The 18,135-nt window shown below is 38.1% G+C and carries 17 protein-coding genes; 8 read left to right on the forward strand and 9 right to left on the reverse strand.

The features are described from left to right. Positions 1-193: 193 nt before the first annotated feature. On the forward strand, positions 194-991 hold the full coding sequence (locus tag AC27VX_RS06615; RefSeq protein ID WP_488694545.1) for an SDR family oxidoreductase: 798 nt from the start codon (positions 194-196) through the stop codon (positions 989-991). Between the two features lie 146 nt (positions 992-1,137). Further along, a complete protein-coding gene (locus AC27VX_RS06620; RefSeq protein WP_488694546.1) occupies positions 1,138-2,052 on the forward strand; it encodes a helix-turn-helix domain-containing protein in 915 nt (304 codons plus the stop codon). Positions 2,053-2,185: 133 nt separating this feature from the next. Here AC27VX_RS06620 and AC27VX_RS06625 read toward each other — a convergent pair whose 3' ends face one another. Next, on the reverse strand, positions 2,186-2,806 hold the full coding sequence (locus AC27VX_RS06625) for a hypothetical protein (protein WP_300690865.1): 621 nt from the start codon (positions 2,804-2,806) through the stop codon (positions 2,186-2,188). 128 nt (positions 2,807-2,934) lie between these two features. Then, on the reverse strand, positions 2,935-3,780 hold the full coding sequence (locus AC27VX_RS06630) for a helix-turn-helix domain-containing protein (protein WP_236859052.1): 846 nt from the start codon (positions 3,778-3,780) through the stop codon (positions 2,935-2,937). Positions 3,781-3,973: 193 nt separating this feature from the next. Here AC27VX_RS06630 and AC27VX_RS06635 point away from each other — a divergent pair, with 193 nt between their 5' ends. The 3 genes from AC27VX_RS06635 to AC27VX_RS06645 all read left to right on the forward strand — a co-directional run bounded on the left by AC27VX_RS06635 (position 3,974) and on the right by AC27VX_RS06645 (position 6,858). Continuing rightward, positions 3,974-5,134 (forward strand): MFS transporter, encoded by a 1,161-nt coding sequence (locus tag AC27VX_RS06635; protein ID WP_488694549.1) that lies wholly within the window; start codon positions 3,974-3,976, stop codon positions 5,132-5,134. Positions 5,135-5,258: 124 nt separating this feature from the next. Beyond that, positions 5,259-6,122, forward strand: coding sequence for a helix-turn-helix domain-containing protein (locus AC27VX_RS06640; protein ID WP_488694551.1), 864 nt, complete (start codon positions 5,259-5,261; stop codon positions 6,120-6,122). A gap of 85 nt (positions 6,123-6,207) precedes the next feature. After that, on the forward strand, positions 6,208-6,858 hold the full coding sequence (locus AC27VX_RS06645; RefSeq protein WP_236859055.1) for an HD domain-containing protein: 651 nt from the start codon (positions 6,208-6,210) through the stop codon (positions 6,856-6,858). Positions 6,859-6,975: 117 nt separating this feature from the next. Here the strand turns inward: AC27VX_RS06645 and AC27VX_RS06650 are convergent, their stop codons facing one another. Continuing rightward, positions 6,976-7,371: a hypothetical protein gene (locus AC27VX_RS06650; protein ID WP_488694553.1), complete on the reverse strand. Its 396-nt coding sequence runs from the start codon at positions 7,369-7,371 to the stop codon at positions 6,976-6,978. A gap of 53 nt (positions 7,372-7,424) precedes the next feature. Further along, entirely contained in the window at positions 7,425-8,807 is a 1,383-nt protein-coding gene (locus AC27VX_RS06655) for an MFS transporter (RefSeq protein ID WP_488694555.1), read from the reverse strand. A 74-nt stretch (positions 8,808-8,881) separates the two neighbouring features. On the opposite strand from AC27VX_RS06655, the gene AC27VX_RS06660 reads away from it, so the two are divergent. Continuing rightward, positions 8,882-9,730, forward strand: a complete 849-nt coding sequence (locus tag AC27VX_RS06660) for an AraC family transcriptional regulator (RefSeq protein ID WP_488694557.1) — start codon at positions 8,882-8,884, stop codon at positions 9,728-9,730. 159 nt (positions 9,731-9,889) lie between these two features. Here AC27VX_RS06660 and AC27VX_RS06665 read toward each other — a convergent pair whose 3' ends face one another. The 5 genes from AC27VX_RS06665 to AC27VX_RS06685 all read right to left on the reverse strand — a co-directional run bounded on the left by AC27VX_RS06665 (position 9,890) and on the right by AC27VX_RS06685 (position 16,643). Then, a complete protein-coding gene (locus tag AC27VX_RS06665; RefSeq protein ID WP_236859059.1) occupies positions 9,890-10,123 on the reverse strand; it encodes a hypothetical protein in 234 nt (77 codons plus the stop codon). Between the two features lie 233 nt (positions 10,124-10,356). Continuing rightward, entirely contained in the window at positions 10,357-11,826 is a 1,470-nt protein-coding gene (locus AC27VX_RS06670) for a TolC family protein (RefSeq protein ID WP_488694559.1), read from the reverse strand. Beyond that, positions 11,819-14,980, reverse strand: a complete 3,162-nt coding sequence (locus tag AC27VX_RS06675; RefSeq protein WP_488694561.1) for an efflux RND transporter permease subunit — start codon at positions 14,978-14,980, stop codon at positions 11,819-11,821. Before AC27VX_RS06675 ends, AC27VX_RS06670 begins: the two co-directional genes overlap by 8 nt. Before the next feature lie 15 nt (positions 14,981-14,995). Further along, complete coding sequence (locus AC27VX_RS06680) at positions 14,996-16,081, reverse strand: efflux RND transporter periplasmic adaptor subunit (RefSeq protein WP_488694563.1); 1,086 nt, start codon at positions 16,079-16,081, stop codon at positions 14,996-14,998. A 103-nt stretch (positions 16,082-16,184) separates the two neighbouring features. Further along, positions 16,185-16,643, reverse strand: a complete 459-nt coding sequence (locus tag AC27VX_RS06685) for a hypothetical protein (RefSeq protein WP_300690844.1) — start codon at positions 16,641-16,643, stop codon at positions 16,185-16,187. A gap of 57 nt (positions 16,644-16,700) precedes the next feature. On the opposite strand from AC27VX_RS06685, the gene AC27VX_RS06690 reads away from it, so the two are divergent. Further along, on the forward strand, positions 16,701-17,009 hold the full coding sequence (locus AC27VX_RS06690; protein ID WP_488694565.1) for an SDR family NAD(P)-dependent oxidoreductase: 309 nt from the start codon (positions 16,701-16,703) through the stop codon (positions 17,007-17,009). Between the two features lie 158 nt (positions 17,010-17,167). Beyond that, positions 17,168-18,049 (forward strand): AraC family transcriptional regulator, encoded by an 882-nt coding sequence (locus AC27VX_RS06695; protein WP_236859064.1) that lies wholly within the window; start codon positions 17,168-17,170, stop codon positions 18,047-18,049. Positions 18,050-18,135: the final 86 nt, after the last annotated feature.

The raw sequence follows: 18,135 nt of genomic DNA on the forward strand, positions 1-18,135 counted from the left end.
TTCAGCGGGAACAGCTTTTTTTAGAATATAATCCTTCTGTTGAACAATCAACGGAAGGATTTTTAGTCATTATCGGATAATCTGCATGAATTTTTCAGACAAGTCCATTTTGGCTACAGGATAATCCGTTTTGGCAACTCAGTCTTTTTTTTGAATACAGACCTTTGTCATGTAATTTTTAAACAAGGAAAAAATGAAAACAATTTTTATAACAGGTGCTTCTACAGGATTAGGAAAAGCAACTGCTCAATTATTTCAAAACAAAGGATGGAAAGTGATAGCTACAATGAGAAACCCCGAAGCGGGTGCAGAACTTTCTGTTTTAGAAAATGTAACAGTATTACCACTGGATGTTACCAATCCTGAACAAATAAAATCAACGGTAAATCAGGTACTTGAAGCTGGTGATATAGATGTTGTTTTTAATAATGCCGGATATGGGCTTTTAGGTCCAGTGGAAGCCTTAACTGACGAACAGATTGTAAGACAGCTGGATACTAATCTATTGGGGGTGATCCGGGTAACACAGGCATTTATACCTTATTTCAGAGAAAAAAAGAATGGGATGTTTATTTCTACCACATCCATCGGCGGATTGATTGCCTTTCCTTTGAATTCTATTTATCATGCTACTAAATGGGCATTGGAAGGCTGGAGTGAAAGCCTTGCTTTTGAGCTAAACCAATTTGGCGTGGATGTCAAAACAGTTTCTCCGGGCGGGATCAAAACAGATTTTGTAAGCCGTTCTCTGGATTCTGCAACAAGTCCCGCATATGAAGAAATGACAAATTCTCTTTTTTCAAAAATGGAAGGTATGATGCAGACAGCGTCTTATCCGGAGCAGATTGCTGAAGTAGTATATGAAGCTGCTACAGATGGGAAACAGAAATTGAGATATGTGGCTGGTGAAGATGCAAAAGCATTGTATGCTCAGCGTCTGGAACTGGGTGATGAAGCGTTCAGAGATCAATTAGGCAAACAATTCATTTAGTCAATAGACCATTTCATCTGTTTTGCCTTGAAAAAATAGAAACAGAATAAGTTTGTATTTCTAACAAAAGATAAGTGATTCAAAAACAGTATAAAAGAGAATGCAATTATACTGTTTTTGTCTGCTAAATAGTTTATTTTTATATCATGGAAAAGAAAGATAATAGTCCGATGAAAATTTCGTCCATATCACAGCTGCATGACCTGTTGAAGCTTCCTAAGCCTCTTCACCCACTGGTAAGTCTTGTGGATAATACAAAAATGTCTGTTGAAAAAGGGATGCTCGGAAGAAGTTTTATTTTGAATTTTTATAAAATCTCTTACAAATATTCCACTCTTGGAAAAATGGGGTATGGACAAGGGTATTATGATTTTAATGAAGGAGGGATGATGTTCACTGCTCCAGGCCAGGTTCTTTCTACTGATGAAAATGCTGAATACAGCGGATACACTTTATTGGTACATCCGGATTTTATCAGAAGCTATCCGCTGGCAAAGAACATTAAAAACTTTGGTTTCTTTTCTTATGATACCAATGAGGCTCTGCATTTATCCGATCAGGAAAAAACAAGAATAACAGGACTTCTGGACAGCATTACAAATGAACTGAATACGGCAATAGATGAGGTAAGCCAGGATGTTATTGTTTCCTATATAGAAGTTCTGCTCAATTACAGCAACCGTTTCTACAAGAGACAGTTTATCACAAGAAAGGCTGTGAATAGCGATCTGCTGACCAATATGGATAGCATACTGGAAGAGTATTTCAACCATCAGGAAACATTAAATAAAGGGCTTCCTACCGTTGATTTTCTGGCCTCTAAACTTAATCTTTCTCCACATTATCTGAGTGATATGCTAAGAAACCTTACCGGACAGAATGCTCAGCAGCACATCCATGAAAAACTGATTGAAAAGGCTAAAGAATACCTTGCCACTACCAATTTTTCAGTATCAGAGGTCGCATATGCTCTGGGATTTGAGCATCCACAGTCATTTAATAAGCTTTTTAAAAAGAAAACTGATGAAACTCCTTTAAGTTACAGGCAGTCATTTAATTAAATTAATAAACATACCCGGCATTTTTGCCGGGTATATATTTTGAAGCAATATTGAGTAAAATAATGATCAATATGCTTTTTCTAAATCCCTTCAAATGCGCCATCAGTTTTTTAATGGCTTGTTCAATATTGGTTTAGCTTATATTTTCAATAGAATCTATCATCCACTGATCCTTCTTAGTCAGAACATATCTAAGCATCATGCCACAACGTTCCAAATGAAATTCTACGTAGCATAACTGATCACTGAGCGGTTTTACGGTAAACTTTATATGATCAATGTTTTTCAGATCAGACTGGAAATCTTCCTGAGTAAGGAAGAAATAATTATAATCAAAATTGACAGGTGGGCCATCGTTTGCAGGATTTTGTTTGAAATATTCATTTCCATCTGCATATCGGTTTTTGTAGACTTTAAGAAATTTTGACGAGAAAAGGTTGGTTTCTTTCAGTAATTTAAGCTCTTTTTCCACCTCATCAAAATCTACATAATAATTGTCTGTATCTTCTGTTTTGCCCATACCTCCGCCTTTTATAGTATTAAAGCGGTCTATTTTTTCTTCATTAGCCTCATACCAGAATAGAAATTTCTTTACCGTTTCAATGGGGGATTTGTCCTGTTTTTTCTGTTCCGGACTCTCTGTAATATCTTGCTTAACGGAAGTTGACAATGGAAGGCTCTTTGAAGTATCTTCCTTTTTGCAGTTGATTAGTGTGGCGAATACCATGAATGGCACTACCATTTTTTTTAGCATAAATAATTTTCTTTCAGGAGACTAACTTACAAAAAAATAAATAGAGATTGGTAATATGATTTTTTTTTGGAAATAGATCAGTTAAAGAATTATTTATTATTGAATATGAGAGATTTAATGACTGTATTTTACTTTTTGATCTTATAATTTTCCCTGTAAGTATTGGCTGTAATTCCTGTGCATCGCCTGAAATACCTGCAGAAAAGTGAGGAATCTACAAACTGAAGCTGATTGCTGATCTCTTTAATAGAAAGGGAAGTGGTTTTGAGAAGCTCTTTGGCATGTTTTATTACCATATAGCTTATCCATTGCTTAATAGGCTTTCCGGTTTCCTTTTTTATCAGGCTGCTGAGATACTGAGGGGAAAGATGAAGCTGATCCGAATAGAAGAGAACACCTCTTTGCAGATGACCATGTTTATTGAGCAGTTCAAAGAAATGCTCTATGATATCCTGGCTTCGGGTTTGTAAAAGGCTGTTGTTTTTTATAACCGGGAGATAAAGCTTTGAAACCAGCTCAAGCAGGGCATAGAGAAGATATTGTACAGACTCTGCCGTACTTTCTTCCTTTGTTTTGCTGTGGTATTCCTTTATGAGCTTTACTGTAGACCAGATAAGCTTTGCAGCGGTATTTTCTACCTGTATTCCGGGGTTGAATTTGATTTCGTCACTGGCGAGAAGAGCAGTCAGAAAGCTGTAAGTACTGATAAAATCCAGTGAGATAAAAAATACGGACAACTCAACATCATTACTGCAGGAAATAGTGCCTAAATCTGTATCTGGTAAAAGCATTACCACAGATGTACTCTGGATATGAAAAGTAAAAGAATTAACCTGAATGTTCAGTTCTCCATTTGATACAAAGCAAAGCAATAGTTTATTGACCCTGCTGGCACTTTTTTGAAATTTAGTGATGTCATTTGCTTTATATTTTTCTATATATAATCCTTCAAATTTAGGCTTAATATCTATCATGATGCAGGTAGATTACTTGTCGGAATGCTTAAGGGTTTATGGGCCGGATTCCTGAGTTCAAATGTAAGCAGTTAATTTTTCTTTTTTCATGTGTTGTTTAAAATGGAATATAAAATATCAAAAATGGAATATCTTTTTTTGGAAGACTGTGCCTAACTTCGCAAACAGAAATTTAAATCAAAACACTGTTAAAATGCACGATAGAGAATTATATAATGCGAAAATGCCTGCAGCCTGCTTTTTACTGTTCTTTGCTCACGGTCTTGTTTTTTCTTCATGGGCCAGCAGAATCCCTGTCATTAAAAACGCCCTTTCGATCAATGAGGCAGAGCTGGGAACTCTTTTACTTCTGATGCCGGTAGGTCAGCTTTCTACCATGGTACTTGCCGGAAAACTAATCAGCAGGTATGGAAGCAGCCAGGTCATTAAAAGCTGTTTTCTGTTCTATCCTCTTTTCCTTTTACTGATCGGGATTTCTCCTTCTTATTGGGTGCTGGGTGCTGTATTGTTTTTCTTTGGAGTTTCCGGAAATTTATGCAATATAGCGATGAATACACAGGCAATTGAAATTGAAACGATGACCAAAAGAACGCTTTTGTCATCTTATCATGGAGCCTGGTGTTTTGCCGGTCTGGCCGGAGCTCTTGTGGGGCTCCTGATGATCAATATCAATGTGGATACCTTCTATCATTTTATCTTTATTTTTATTCTTGTTGCAGGTTTATGGCTCTATTGCAGGCAGCATTTAACCAATATCATTCACAAAGTTGAGCCCCAGACACAATCTATTTTTAAATCAGTGAATCCTACTTTGGTAGGGCTTGGAATTATAGGATTTCTGAGTATGGCCATTGAAGGTGCAATGTTTGACTGGAGTGGAGTGTATTTTCAAACCATTGTAAAAGCCCCAGAAAAGCTTGTTATACTGGGGTATACAAGTTTTATTTTAATGATGACTTTAGGACGCTTTGTAGGAAATCGTGTGATTGAGAAATATGGTAAGAAGACGGTATTGCAGGGCTGTGGTATTCTGATGAGCAGCGGTCTGTTTCTAAGTATTTTCTTTCCGGAATTATGGGTGTGTATCATCGCTTTCATGATTATCGGGCTTGGCGGTTCTCTGAGCGTGCCGTCTGTTTACAGTGCTGTAGGACAGGTGAGCACGGTAGCACCCAGTATTGCGCTGTCATTTGTGTCCAGTATTTCCTTTTTAGGATTTTTGATGGGACCTCCTCTCATTGGATATATTGCTGAAGGTTTTGATCTTAGATATTCGTATGGACTTTTTGCCTGCTTTGGAATCCTGCTAACGGTAATTGCCGGACAGATGAAAATATTTAGAAATAAGGGTTAATTCTTGTTTTAGAGCAATTTTGACATTCATTTCATCAATTTTGACATTTTTTTGTTCGACACAGAGGCTTAATATTGTTTACTTTACTCCTGAAAATCTTTATCTTTATTAAAACTTTTCTTCAATGAAGCCGTTATCAAAAATTGTAACTGAACCCGCTGTAGAGCATTCCTTTTTTGTAAAGCAATTGAAAGGAGACTGCCTGTATACGGAAGATTTTATAAGGCTGAGTTATAACCGGATTCTCATTGTAGAAAGTGGATGCGGATTGCTGATTGTAGACGGACATTCCTTTGAAATATCCGGACATGAAGTTCTTTTATTGGCGAAAGGGCAGATTTATCAGTTCGAACAACAATCTGAAATCAATGGATATTGTATTTCTTTTGGAGACTGCTTCTGGGAAAAGACACCTTCCAGTACCAGCAACTGTAAAGCGGTCCTTTTTAACAATGCATCGGCTAATCAGCGTTTGAATCCTAATGATTTGGAATTGAATGAATTTTCATTCTTATGTAAAGCTTTAGTTGCAGATTTTGAATCCGATCAGTATACCAATCAGATTGATGTAATGGCAGCTTATCTGAAAATTATTATGATTAAACTGGCCAACATTAAACTGGTGCAGGAAGATCTATTCGACAATCAGGATTACCTTATTTATCGTAAGTTTATGGAAATTCTGGGCAATCAGTATCATCTGTTCCACGCTGTGAATGATTATGCAGAGATGCTGAATATTACCCCCAGAAGACTCAGTGAATTGTGTAAACGCTGCAGCAATAAAAGTGCAAAAGAAATTATTAACGGACAAATTACAGCAGAAGCTAAAAGACTGCTTCAGTTCAGTTCTTATTCTGTAAAAGAAATTGCTTATAAGCTTAATTTTAATACTTCAGAACAGTTCAGCCACTTTTTTAAGAAGAATACAAAGGCATCTCCTGTAAGCTATCGTAGTCATTTTATGAATATAGGTACTGGAGCCTGAGTGAAATTTTGACATCTCATCCGTATGTATTGATATTCTCCGGGGTATATAATCAGAATACCTTTGAATAAAATAATTTTGAGCTATGTCAGTAAATCGTATGAAAGAAGTAGCCGGGATCCTGATTCCCGACAGTAAAATTGCCACAGAAGCTACGGAACTTCTGCTGGAACACGGAACCGAATTTATCTACAACCATTCCCTGCGTGTTTTCCTGTTTTCATCTTTAAATGCACAACGTAAAAATATGAAGCATGATTCTGAACTTCTGTATGTGGCTTCGGTATTCCATGATCTTGGGCTTGTTTCTCATTACAGCAGTCCTGATCTGAGGTTTGAAGTGGATGGAGCGAATGCAGCCCGTGACTTTTTAAAAGGGCATGGTATTGCACAGGATAAACTTCAGCTGGTATGGGATACTATTGCGCTACATACCACCATAGGGATTGCCGAGCATAAAGAGAATGAAGTGGCATTGATGTATTCTGGTGTAGGATTGGACGTAATGGGAGAGGGATATGAACATCTGAGTACCGTACACAGAGAAGAAATAGTACAGGCTTTTCCAAGAAATGATTTTAAAAATAAGATCATTCCGACCTTTTTTGGTGGTTTTGAACATAAAACCGAAACAACATTTGGAAATATAAAAGCAGATGTATGTGCCTTTATGATCCCGAATTTTGAAAGAAAAAACTTTTGTGACTGTATACTGCATTCCCCGTGGTCTGAATAAAATGTAATCAAAGGTTATCTACTTTATAACACAAGAGACAGTCCCGATTCTGAGACAGTCTCTTGTTTTTACCTCTGAATGCCGTGCTGAATATTTGCCCCGCAGAAACTAAATAAATTACAGGGATATCCATTTTTCTATAAGGTGAAACCACAATGCTCTTTCCTCATCCAAAAGAAACACGGCTGATGACTTTCTCTTATTGATTATGCCATCAGTGATCTGAATCTCTGTGTAAGCTGCCAGTCCGTGGTATTCAGAAGTATTAATCTCTATGTTTTCAACCTGCACACTTCGGTCCTGAAATTTTCCAAATACTGTTGGTAACCATTCAGAAAGAATAGCTAAAGTTACGGTATCTCCATTTCCATTGATCATTCTGAAATCCAGAGAAAATCCGGAGATTAGTTTTGTATAAAGACCGTCTTGGTTTTCAGATTTCCCCTGGAACCATTTTTCAATGTTCTTATGAAATTCTTTGATCTCTTTGATTATTTTTTCTGTGTTATTCATAGAATTAAATTTATATTATTTTAGATTTTAAAATTGTTTAATATATTGTTTCTTCAATCTTGCTGAATGTATTTTTTTAATCTGACTGTAGCGGCTATTCCTATAATCTGAAATCCCCCAATGCATGCAATGGCAATGGCAAATGATTCAGGAAACCCTAGTAGTTCGATCATATTAAAAAATAGAGTACCAATTACAGCTCCTCCTGTTACACTGCCGATCTGTATACCAATACTGATCACACCGGAAGCCTGTCCTGCTTTATCTTTGGAAACCAATGCAATTGCTGTTCTCATCATAACGGGCATAATGGTCCCGTGGCCTAATCCTGCCGTAAATAGTGTAGCAGCCGTTAAAAAAGAAGGTTTTTGCTGAAAATAGAAAACCATTGCACTAAGGATAAAGCCAGTCATCAGTAAGCCCAGCCCTGTACATATCAATTTATATGGAGATAGCTTTAGCTTCGGCATGATCAATGGTCCCATAAAAAACGCGATTCCATACGGAATGATCGCCAGTCCTGCTTCCATGGAAGTCTTGTGAAGGAACTGCTGAAGGTAATAGGGATAACAGATAAACAGTCCGGCTGTAAAATTGTAAAAAAAGATGATCAGCAGGCTTAGTGAAAAAGGAGGATATCTTGAGAGGCTTGGATCAATGAGTACCGGACGCTTTTTTTTCAGCAGATAGGTTTCGTATTTCAAAAAAATAATTAGTAAAAACAATCCTGCAAAGATGATCCCGAATATCCACCACGCCCATTGATATTTTTGTGCAAAAATCAAAGGACATATCACCATAAGGAGAGCCATAATTAATAATAAAGCACCACTGAAATCTATTCCTGACTTTTCTTCCCGGTCATTATTATCCATAGTGAAGTGGATTCCCAAAAGACAAATGATCGTTACAGGAACATTAACAAGAAATATGAGTTCCCATGAAATACTTCCCCAATGTATACTGAGCAGCAATCCGCCAAACAGCTGTCCCACAACTGAAGCCAGCCCAAAAACCGAACTGAAAATACTTACTGCTTTTGGCTGCTCCTGACTGCTGAAAAGAACTTTTATAGACGCCAATACCTGAGGGGCCAGTAATGATGCGCCAACACCCTGAAAGAGCCTTGAGGCAATAAGCCACGTTATATCCGGTGAAAAAGCACAGGCAAGTGAAGCCAGCAGAAAAGTATATAATCCGAACATGAAAATTTTCTTTCGTCCGTAGAGATCTCCCAGTCTACCTCCGCAAACTACCAGCGCTGCATAGGTAAGACCATAGATAGCTACCACCAACTGCAGTTGATGATCACTGGCTTTAAAAGCATTTTTTATAGAAGGCAGTGCCATATTGACGATAAAATAATCCAGTGGGGAAAGAAATGCCCCTGCTACCAGAAAATGGAGTGCCTGCCACCGGCTGGGATATACGTTCATAATTTTTTATGCAAAATTAACCTCTTTGAGTTCTGTTAAAATTGTACTTTTGGAGGAAAAATAAGTGTGCATCAATGGAAGGATTACATCTGGAAGAGATTGAAGTGAAAGAAATAAAGATGAAAGGCAGGGAGATGGTTTTTAAAACAAAGGCTTTTCTTTCATTTATCTATATAGCAAAAGGGCAGGGCAGCCTTACCTATGATGAACGGAATATTGATTTTGCCGAAGGAAAGTTTTTTATTATTCCCCAACATGAGTCATACCGTTTTGAAAGTGAAAATGCTGTTCTCATCGCTATACAATGTCCGATAGAATTTATTGACAGAATCCGTCTGGAGTCAGACCGTATTGAAAGTTGTGAAAATCTCTACAAACTGCAGTACATAAGCAATAATTATCACGCCAGAGCAGGCTGTGTATTTCGGAATGCAGATGATGAAAGCTTTGCAGGGACTCTGATAATACAGATTGCCAGAGAATTCAGTAACAAAGAGGAAGATTATCTTATTATTCGGAACTGTATTTCAATTCTCCTGAATCTTATTGCCCGCAATATTATAAAAAGCGAAACTTCAGAATTACAGGAGAACAGAAAAGCATTCTCTATTATGAAGATCATTACTTATATTCAGAAGCACATAAAAGACAGAGAGAAGACCGGAATTCAGACCATTGCAGATCATTTTGGAATTTCCGGGAATTATTTCGGAGAGTATTTTAAACAGCAAACCGGAGTTTCTTATCAGGATTACTTGCTGGATTACCGGTTAAAGCTGGTTGAAACCTATTTAAAATACAGCAGTGTAAGACTGAGTGAGATTGCCTATGAGCTCCAGTTCAGTGATGAAAGTCATCTCTCCAAAATTTTTAAAAAGTACAGAGGGGTAACTCCCGGACAATACAGGAAAAAGTTTAAATAACAGAATGCCCTTCAGTGATAAAAGGGTACATAAAATTGCTGATGAGTTTAGGTTTGCTGATGAAAACCATATCAGTAAATTTTTTAAAAGCCATAAAGGGAAAAGCCTTAAAGCTTATAGGATGGCAGCAAGTTGTTGATTATTAATGTTTTTTTTAGTCTAAAAATCACTAAACACCTGAATGATAGCTGCAATGAGTTCTTTTTCTACAGGATGATTAGAAGATGCGTCGGGTACAATTGCCCTTAGATTACCCTCATCATCTCGTTCGAAAACTACTTCACAGCCATTAATATCAACATAAAATTTGTAACCGTGAGAGAATGTTGCCAGTCGTACATTGAAAATCAGGTCCTTTCCTTTATAAGTTACGGGTAATTCAAATTCTTCCATTGCGCTTTTAGTTGCTATTCATTTAAAATTAGGGATAAAGATCGGAAAAATTTAGCTGATATCATACATTGTTAGGTAACGGTAAAACTGAAATATAATGTATTGTGTTCTTTTCCATGTGAATAGAATTTTGAAATCGTTTAATTAACGATGAGTATTGCCGCAAGCTGATAAAAATAACGAAGCTCATCAAATAAATGACAAGCTTCGTTTGAAAAAAAATATGGGGCTTATTATCTTTTAGTAATATCGGGAACGGTAAGAGGATTCTGATCCCAGCCGCCACCCAGTGCTCTGTATACAGCAACACTAGCCTTAAGCTGATTTACTTTTTTCTCTACCAGTTCAAACTTAGACTCCAGGGCATCCCTTTGTGTCAGCAGAACTTCCATATAATCGGCACGCGCATATTTGAACAAATCATTGGAAATGTCAATAGACTTTGTCAAAGCATTTACCTCTTTGGTTTTGATGTCTACGCTGTTTTCAAGATTATGAATTTTAGACAACTGATTGGCAACTTCGATATAAGCTCCCAAAACCGTCTGTTCATAATGGTAAACCGCCTGGATCTGTTTGGCGTTGGCATTGTAATACGCTGCTTTTATAGCTCTTCTGTTAATCAAAGGAGTGGTAAGCTCTCCTGCAAGAGAGAACAGGAAAGACTCCGGTTTAATAATATAAGTAGGATTAAATGCCTGTAAACCCACTCCCGCAGCAAGATCAAGAGAAGGATAGAACCTTGCCTTTGCAGCTTTAATATCCAGTTTTGTGGCTGCGAGTTCATATTCTGCCTGCTTGATGTCCGGTCGGTTTTCTAAAAGCTCGGATGGAATTCCGCCATATACGGTCTGAGGGATTACAGAATCAAAAGAATCTTTAGACCGCTCTATAGGCTGGGGAAATCTTCCGACAAGATAATTGATCCTATTTTCTGCCTCTACAATTTTCTGCTGAATATCGTACTGCATTCCCTGTGTTTTCAGTACCTGGGCTTCAAATCTTTGTACAGCAAGTTCGTTGGAACGGGCATTCTTTTTTAATTCTTTTATGATTTCCAGGGCATCCTTCTGAATTTTGATATTCTGATTTAAAATAACCAGTTCATTATCCAGTGCCAGCAATTCATAATAGGAATCTGCGATTTCCGAGATAAGATGGGTAACCATAAAATTCTTTCCTTCAATACCCGCAAGGTATCTCTGTACCTGAGCCCTTGTAGCATTATGAAGCTTTCCCCAGATATCCGTTTCCCATTTGGCCTGTAGTCCGACTCCAAAATCAAACATGGGATCTGGCATCTCTTTTCCGGGTTCTATCTCAGTATTAGCCTCCATTGCCCCAATATTGGTATAGCGGCTTACTTTATCCACACCTGCTCCGGCTTTCAGACCCACGGAAGGAAGGTATTCCCCTTTGCGGGCATTGATTTCATTTTTAGATATTTCAATTTCCTGAAGCACAATGTTCAGTTCCTGATTGTTCTGGAGCGCCTGATTGATTAATGCCTGAAGATTCGGATCACTGAAATATTCATTCCACTTCAGTTTTCCGGTATTGGTTGTATCGTTTTCTGCCGAACCGTATTTCTCGGGAACGGTTTTATTTTCGGCACGTTGTTCTATAGCTATAGGTTTGCAGGCAGTAAGGCTTAACAAGACGACTGCCAGACCTGCATATTGGTATATTTTTCTTTTATTCATAATGGATCATGTCTTCGCTTAGTGGAGATTCATCTTCGTCTTTAATCATTTTTTTACCGTCGGACCATTTGGCAAATATGTAATAGAGTCCCGGAATAACAATCACTCCAAACAAGGTACCTATAAGCATTCCTCCCAGTGAAGAAGCACCAATTGTATGGTTTCCGATGGCGCCTGCACCTCTTGCAAAAACAAGCGGAACCAGACCTGCGATGAAGGCAAATGAGGTCATCAGAATAGGTCTGAAACGGGCTTTTGAACCCTCTACAGCCGCTTCCAGAATAGAATCTCCGGCCTGACGCCTTTTCACTGCAAATTCTACAATAAGCACTGCATTTTTACCCAGCAATCCGATGATCATGATCAGTCCTACCTGTGCATAGATATCATTTTCAAGACCCATTGCTTTTAACAGCAGGAAAGATCCGAATACTCCCACAGGCAACGAACAAAGAACAGCAAACGGAATAAGGAAGCTTTCATATTGTGCTGCCAGAACAAGGTAAACAAATACCAGAACCACAAGGAACACGTAGATGGCTTCATTACCACGCTGTGCTTCATCAAAAGACAGTCCTTCCCAGGCTACTTTGTATCCGTGAGGGAGAGCTTTGGCAGCGGTCTCATTAATGGCCTGTATAGCATCTGCAGTGGTATAGCCAGCCGCCGGAAGTCCACGGATTGCGGCAGAATTGTACATATTATAACGGGTAATTTCATTAGGTCCCTGAGTTTTTTTCATTGTCATGAAAGCAGAGTAGGGAACCATTTCATCCCGGTCATTTTTTACATACAGATTCATAATATCGGTAGGTAATCTTCTGAATTCCGGAGACGACTGTACATACACTTTGAAGAATTGTCCGAAACGGATAAATCCCTGTTCGTAGGTACTACCAATAAGGATGTTGAGGTTGTCCATCGCTTTTCCAATGGAAACTCCTTTCTGCATCGCCGCATTATTGTCAAATACCAGTTCATATTGAGGATAGTTGGCCGCAAAGAAAGTGAAGACGCCGGAAAGCTCTTTACGTTTTTTAAGCTGTGCAATAAAGTCTTTGTTAACTTTATCAAAATCCTGATAATTGGTGGTTCTGTTAAGATCAAGAAGTCTCATAGAAAACCCTCCTGAAGATCCGAATCCCGGAACTGCGGGTGGCTCAAAGAATTCAATGGTTGCTCCCAGATCTTTTGATTTTTCTTCAAGCTCCTTCATGATTTCCTTTACAGAATGCTCACGGTCGTTCCAGTTTTTCAGGTTAATCAAACAGGTTCCGGCATTGGAACCACGGCCTTCTGTCATGATTTCATAACCTGCCAGTGATGATACAGATTCTACACCATCCACACCCATTGCGATTTTCTGTAATGTTCGGGAAATTTTATTGGTCTGCTCTAAAGTAGATCCCGGAGGAGTCTGAATCACAGCATACACGGTTCCCTGATCTTCATTAGGAATAAAACCGCCCGGAAGAACTTTATTGATTACGAAAATTCCGGCACAGAAAGCAATAAGGATTCCCCAGGTTACCATCTTTCGGTTTACGATCTTTCTGAGGAATGATGCATATTTTCCCGTTACTTTATCAAAACCGCTGTTAAAAGCATCTAAAGCTCTGGTGAAAATATTGACTTTCTTAGGCTTTCCGTGGTTGTTTTTTAATAACATGGCTGCCAATACCGGAGTTAAGGTAAGGGCAACTACTGCTGAGATTACAATAGAGCTTGCCATGGTGATTGAAAACTGACGGTAGAAAGTACCTACCGGTCCCGTCATAAACGAAATCGGGATAAATACGGCCACCATCACTGCTGTAATCGCGATAATAGCTCCTGCGATTTCACCCATTACTTCTTTCACTGCTTTATAAGGAGAAATATTACTTTCTTCCATTTTAGCATGTACAGCCTCAATCACCACAATCGCATTATCAACCACAATTCCAATGGCCAGTACAAGGGCAAAAAGCGTGACCAGATTGATGGTTAATCCGAAGAACTGGATCACAAAAAAAGTTCCTATTAATGAAACCGGTACAGCAATAATCGGAATCAGGGTAGAGCGCCAGTCACCAAGGAAAATGAAAACTACAATGGCAACAAGGATGAAGGCATCTCTAAGGGTGTGCATTACCTGTTCAATAGAAGCATCCAGGAATTGTGATACATCATAACTGATTTTATAATCCACCCCTGGAGGGAAATTACCTTTCATTTCTGCCAGTTTCGCTTTTACATCTCTGATTACATCATTGGCATTACTTCCATAGTTTTGTTTTAATACAATAGAAGCGGAAGGATGCCCGTCAAGATTGGAATAAATATCAAAGAATTCACTGCCAAGTTCTACTTTGGCAATATCTTTCAGTTTTACATTTTCTCCCTCTGCATTGGAACGTACGATAATATTCTCATATTCTTCAGGTTTGTTGTACTGCCCTTTATAAGTAAGTACATATTCCAGAGATTGTGCTGCGATACCGGAACTCTGTCCGATTCTTCCGGGACGTCCGATGATACTTTGCTCACCAATGGATTTCATTACCTCATCTACAGAAATATTATAGGCACGCATACGATCAGGATTCAGCCATATACGCATAGCATATCTTCGGCTACCAAGAATCTGAGATTTTGCAATCCCGTGAATACGGTTGATTTCCGGGATAATATTCACCATAGAGTAGTTGTACAGGAACTTTTCATCCATACTTTTATTGGTGCTGTAAAGGTTCACATACATCAGCATACTTGGCTGAATAGGGTTTACCACAACTCCTTCTTTCTGTACAAGTTCCGGTAATAAAGGCATTACCTGGTCAACTCTCGTTTTCACAAGAACAACGGCTTCATTGGGATCCGTTCCGGGATCAAAGACAACATTTACCGTTGCTTCCCCCGCACTGGTAGCATCTGTAGTGATGTAACGCATTCCCTGAACCCCATTAATGGCATTTTCAATGGTAATCAAAGAAGATTTTACCAGTACATCTGCACTTGCTCCCGGATAGGCAATGGAAACCGCTACAGTGGTGGGCGCAATTTTTGGAAACTGTTCTGTAGGAAGCTGCTTCATGGCTATACCTCCCATAAACAGGATGACAACCGATATCACAATGGCGAAAACCGGCCGGTGTATTACTTTTTTAAACATAATGCTGCTTTTTAATTACTCTGCATACAGATCCAGGTTCGACATTACTTTCTGAGGATTCTGATACTTTGAACTGATCTTCTGGTTCTCCTGAACCATTCGAAGACCATCCAGAAGGATTCTTTCGTCCTTTCCGAGACCTGATGCTACAACATAAATGTGTGGTAATTCAGCAGCAATTTTTATCTCTCTTGCTTTTACTTTGTTGTCTTTTGTAATGACATAGACATATTTCTTTTCAAGCTCTTCAAACGTAGCTTTCTGAGGAATCATCATAGCGTTGGCATACGGTGATGTGATGACTATATTTCCGGTTTCTCCGTATCTCAGAAGCCCTTTTGGATTTGGGAAAGTAGCTCTGTAGGCAATATTTCCTGTTTCGTTGTCAAAATCAGATTCAATGGTCTGTACAATTCCGTCTTGAGTAAATTCTTTCCCATTAGCCATTCTTAAACGGACATGCATTGGACTGTTGTCCTTTTTTACATCCATCTGATTAAGATATTCTGCTTCAGGAACGTTAAAGTAAATCCACATTTTACTGTTGTCAGAAAGTTCAGTAACAAGTTCTCCGTCATCCACCAGGCTTCCTTTTCGAACGTGCAGTTTTCCTACAATCCCTGTAAAAGGTGCCCGGATTTCTGTAAATTTCAAATGTGTATTCATTGCAGAAAGCTCGGCTTTGGCTTTTTCATATTTTGCTTTTGCCATTGCCATTTCCTGAGGAGCGACAATATCTTTATCAGAAAGGTTTTTGGTATTCTGATATTCTATTTCTGAATATCTGGCTTCCGCTTTGGCACTATTCACATCAGATTCATAGAGGTTGGGCATGATTTTGAACATCAACTGTCCTTTCTTTACATATTGTCCTTCATCTACATAAATAGACTGAATGTATCCTTTTTCCTGAGCACGAAGCTCAATGTGGTTAATGGAACGGATTTGTGCAACATAATCTTTATTAACCAAAGTATCTTTTATAAGAGGGCTTGTAATGTTGAATGATGCTGTTTCTGTTTTTTCTTTCTTTTCAGACTGGCAGCCAATAAAGAAGAAAATAAAGCACACGTTTATATACATGAGACTTTTCTTGACCATGATAATAATATTTTATAATAATTTATAATTGAAAAAATAGAGTTCTATGCTCTCAAAATAAAACAGGAGAACATATGGAATTTTCAGAAGAAATATTATGAAATCACAGTCTGATGACCCTGTACTGGATGTACAGATCATCATGTAAAGGCTTTAGCTGCTCAGATTGAGCCAGTGAAACAGCAATTTGTCTGTTGTGAAATGTAGTGACGAAGTCTGATATCAAATGCCAGAAACCATCTCTGAAAAGCGCAAGAAGCTCTGAAGACGCCGAGGTTTCTACATTGTCATCATTTTCTGTATCGTTTTCAGAAAGATTAGCTCTGATCTTGTTATAGCGGGGGTGGCTGACATTGTAAGAATCACTTGCTTCGTGATCTTTGAGAAAGGCAAAAGAATTTTCAATATTTTTCTTTTGATGAACTAAAATATCAGAGGTAAAATGGAAATCAGAGGGAATGTCGGTGGAAATATACTGCTGAAGCTGTCCGTAATACCAACCTAAAACGGTGAGTAAAGCAAACAGTAAGCTGTATAAATATTGATAAAACCTTTTTCGCATCCCAGTAGCAAAGGTACTTAATCTTTAAAATCATTGCAACCGATAAAGATTAAAAAAGTGTTAAAAAACACATGGATATTTCAACGATTAATTACATTTACTACAATAATTTTAATTTTTAAAAAAACTTGTTTCGGTACAGAAGAACAATTTGACAGACTGTTTTCAATTAATACAAAAGGAGCCTATTTTACTATGCAGCAGGTAGCTTTGCATGTGGAAGATGGTGGACGTATTATCTATGTGGCTTCAAGCACCGCCGCTTTTCCTGTTCCGGGTATGGCCGTATATGACGGGAGTAAATTGATTTGTGAATGGGCAGCACTTATTGGTGAACGGAGGTGTTACACCAATGTCTCATCGTAAGACGGATCTGCATTGAGGGAGTAAAACCTGTAAATTATACTATTTTTACGTTGTTTAATACCATATATGCAACCAATTTTGAGCTAACTTTGAAGTTCGGTTAACATTGAATAAACCAATCTTTTCGGATGTAAATTGACCTATAACCGATTGTAATAATGAAAAAAGCATATCCAACATTTGATATCTGTAATCTTGTGGCCAGCAAGATTTCAAACGACCTTTTTAATGCAGATAGGTTTCAGGGATATCTGATGAACAATCCTCCTATTAAACATATTCATAAACACTCTTTTTATCATTTGGTCTATTTTACCTCTGGAAAGGGACAGCATGTTATTGATTTTAAGAGCTATCCCATAGAGCCGGGCTGTATTTATTTTATGTCGCCCGGGCAGGTGCATAACTGGGAATTTGAAAGTGATGTTGATGGCTATGTTGTTAACTTTTCTGCCACATTTTTTGATAAACTTTTTTTAAGTTCTTTTGCTGTAGATCAGTTTCCGTTCTTTAATGTTTTTTCAAGTGAGCAGATGATGAAGATCAAAGAAGTGACAAGGCCGCAAATGATCAACATTTTTGAGGTTATTCTTAAAGAATTAAAGAACGAAACTTATCAGAGCCCTATGATGATAGCGGCTGAAATGCTCAGGCTGTTTGTGATAGCGAGCAGAGAGATGGGACCGGACGTTCCTGTTTTGACCAGGACAAGTTACAACTCTGTTCTTCTGAAACAGTTTTTTGATCTTATACAGGATCATTTTAAAGATATGCGGCTCCCTAAAGATTATGCAGCTTTACTATATATTACCTCCAATCATCTTAATTTTTTGTGCAAAGAGCAGTTGAATATGTCTGCAGGAGAAATCATCCGGAACAGGGTTTTGCTTGAGGCCAAACGTATGTTGGTCAATTACGAGCTTTCCATTGCTAACATTGCTATGGAACTGAATTTTTTTGACACTTCTTATTTTATCAAGTTTTTTAAAAAATATACCCGGTTCACCCCTGAGGCCTTCAGGAAACAATATTATAGCTAATCCGATTTTTTAAGTACGGCTGTCATCATAATATCTGCAGGCATTGCCTATAGAGAAGGACTTTTGCTGCCTTTCAAAGGGGTTAA

This window comes from Chryseobacterium sp. 14P4.3.2 (assembly GCF_057799275.1).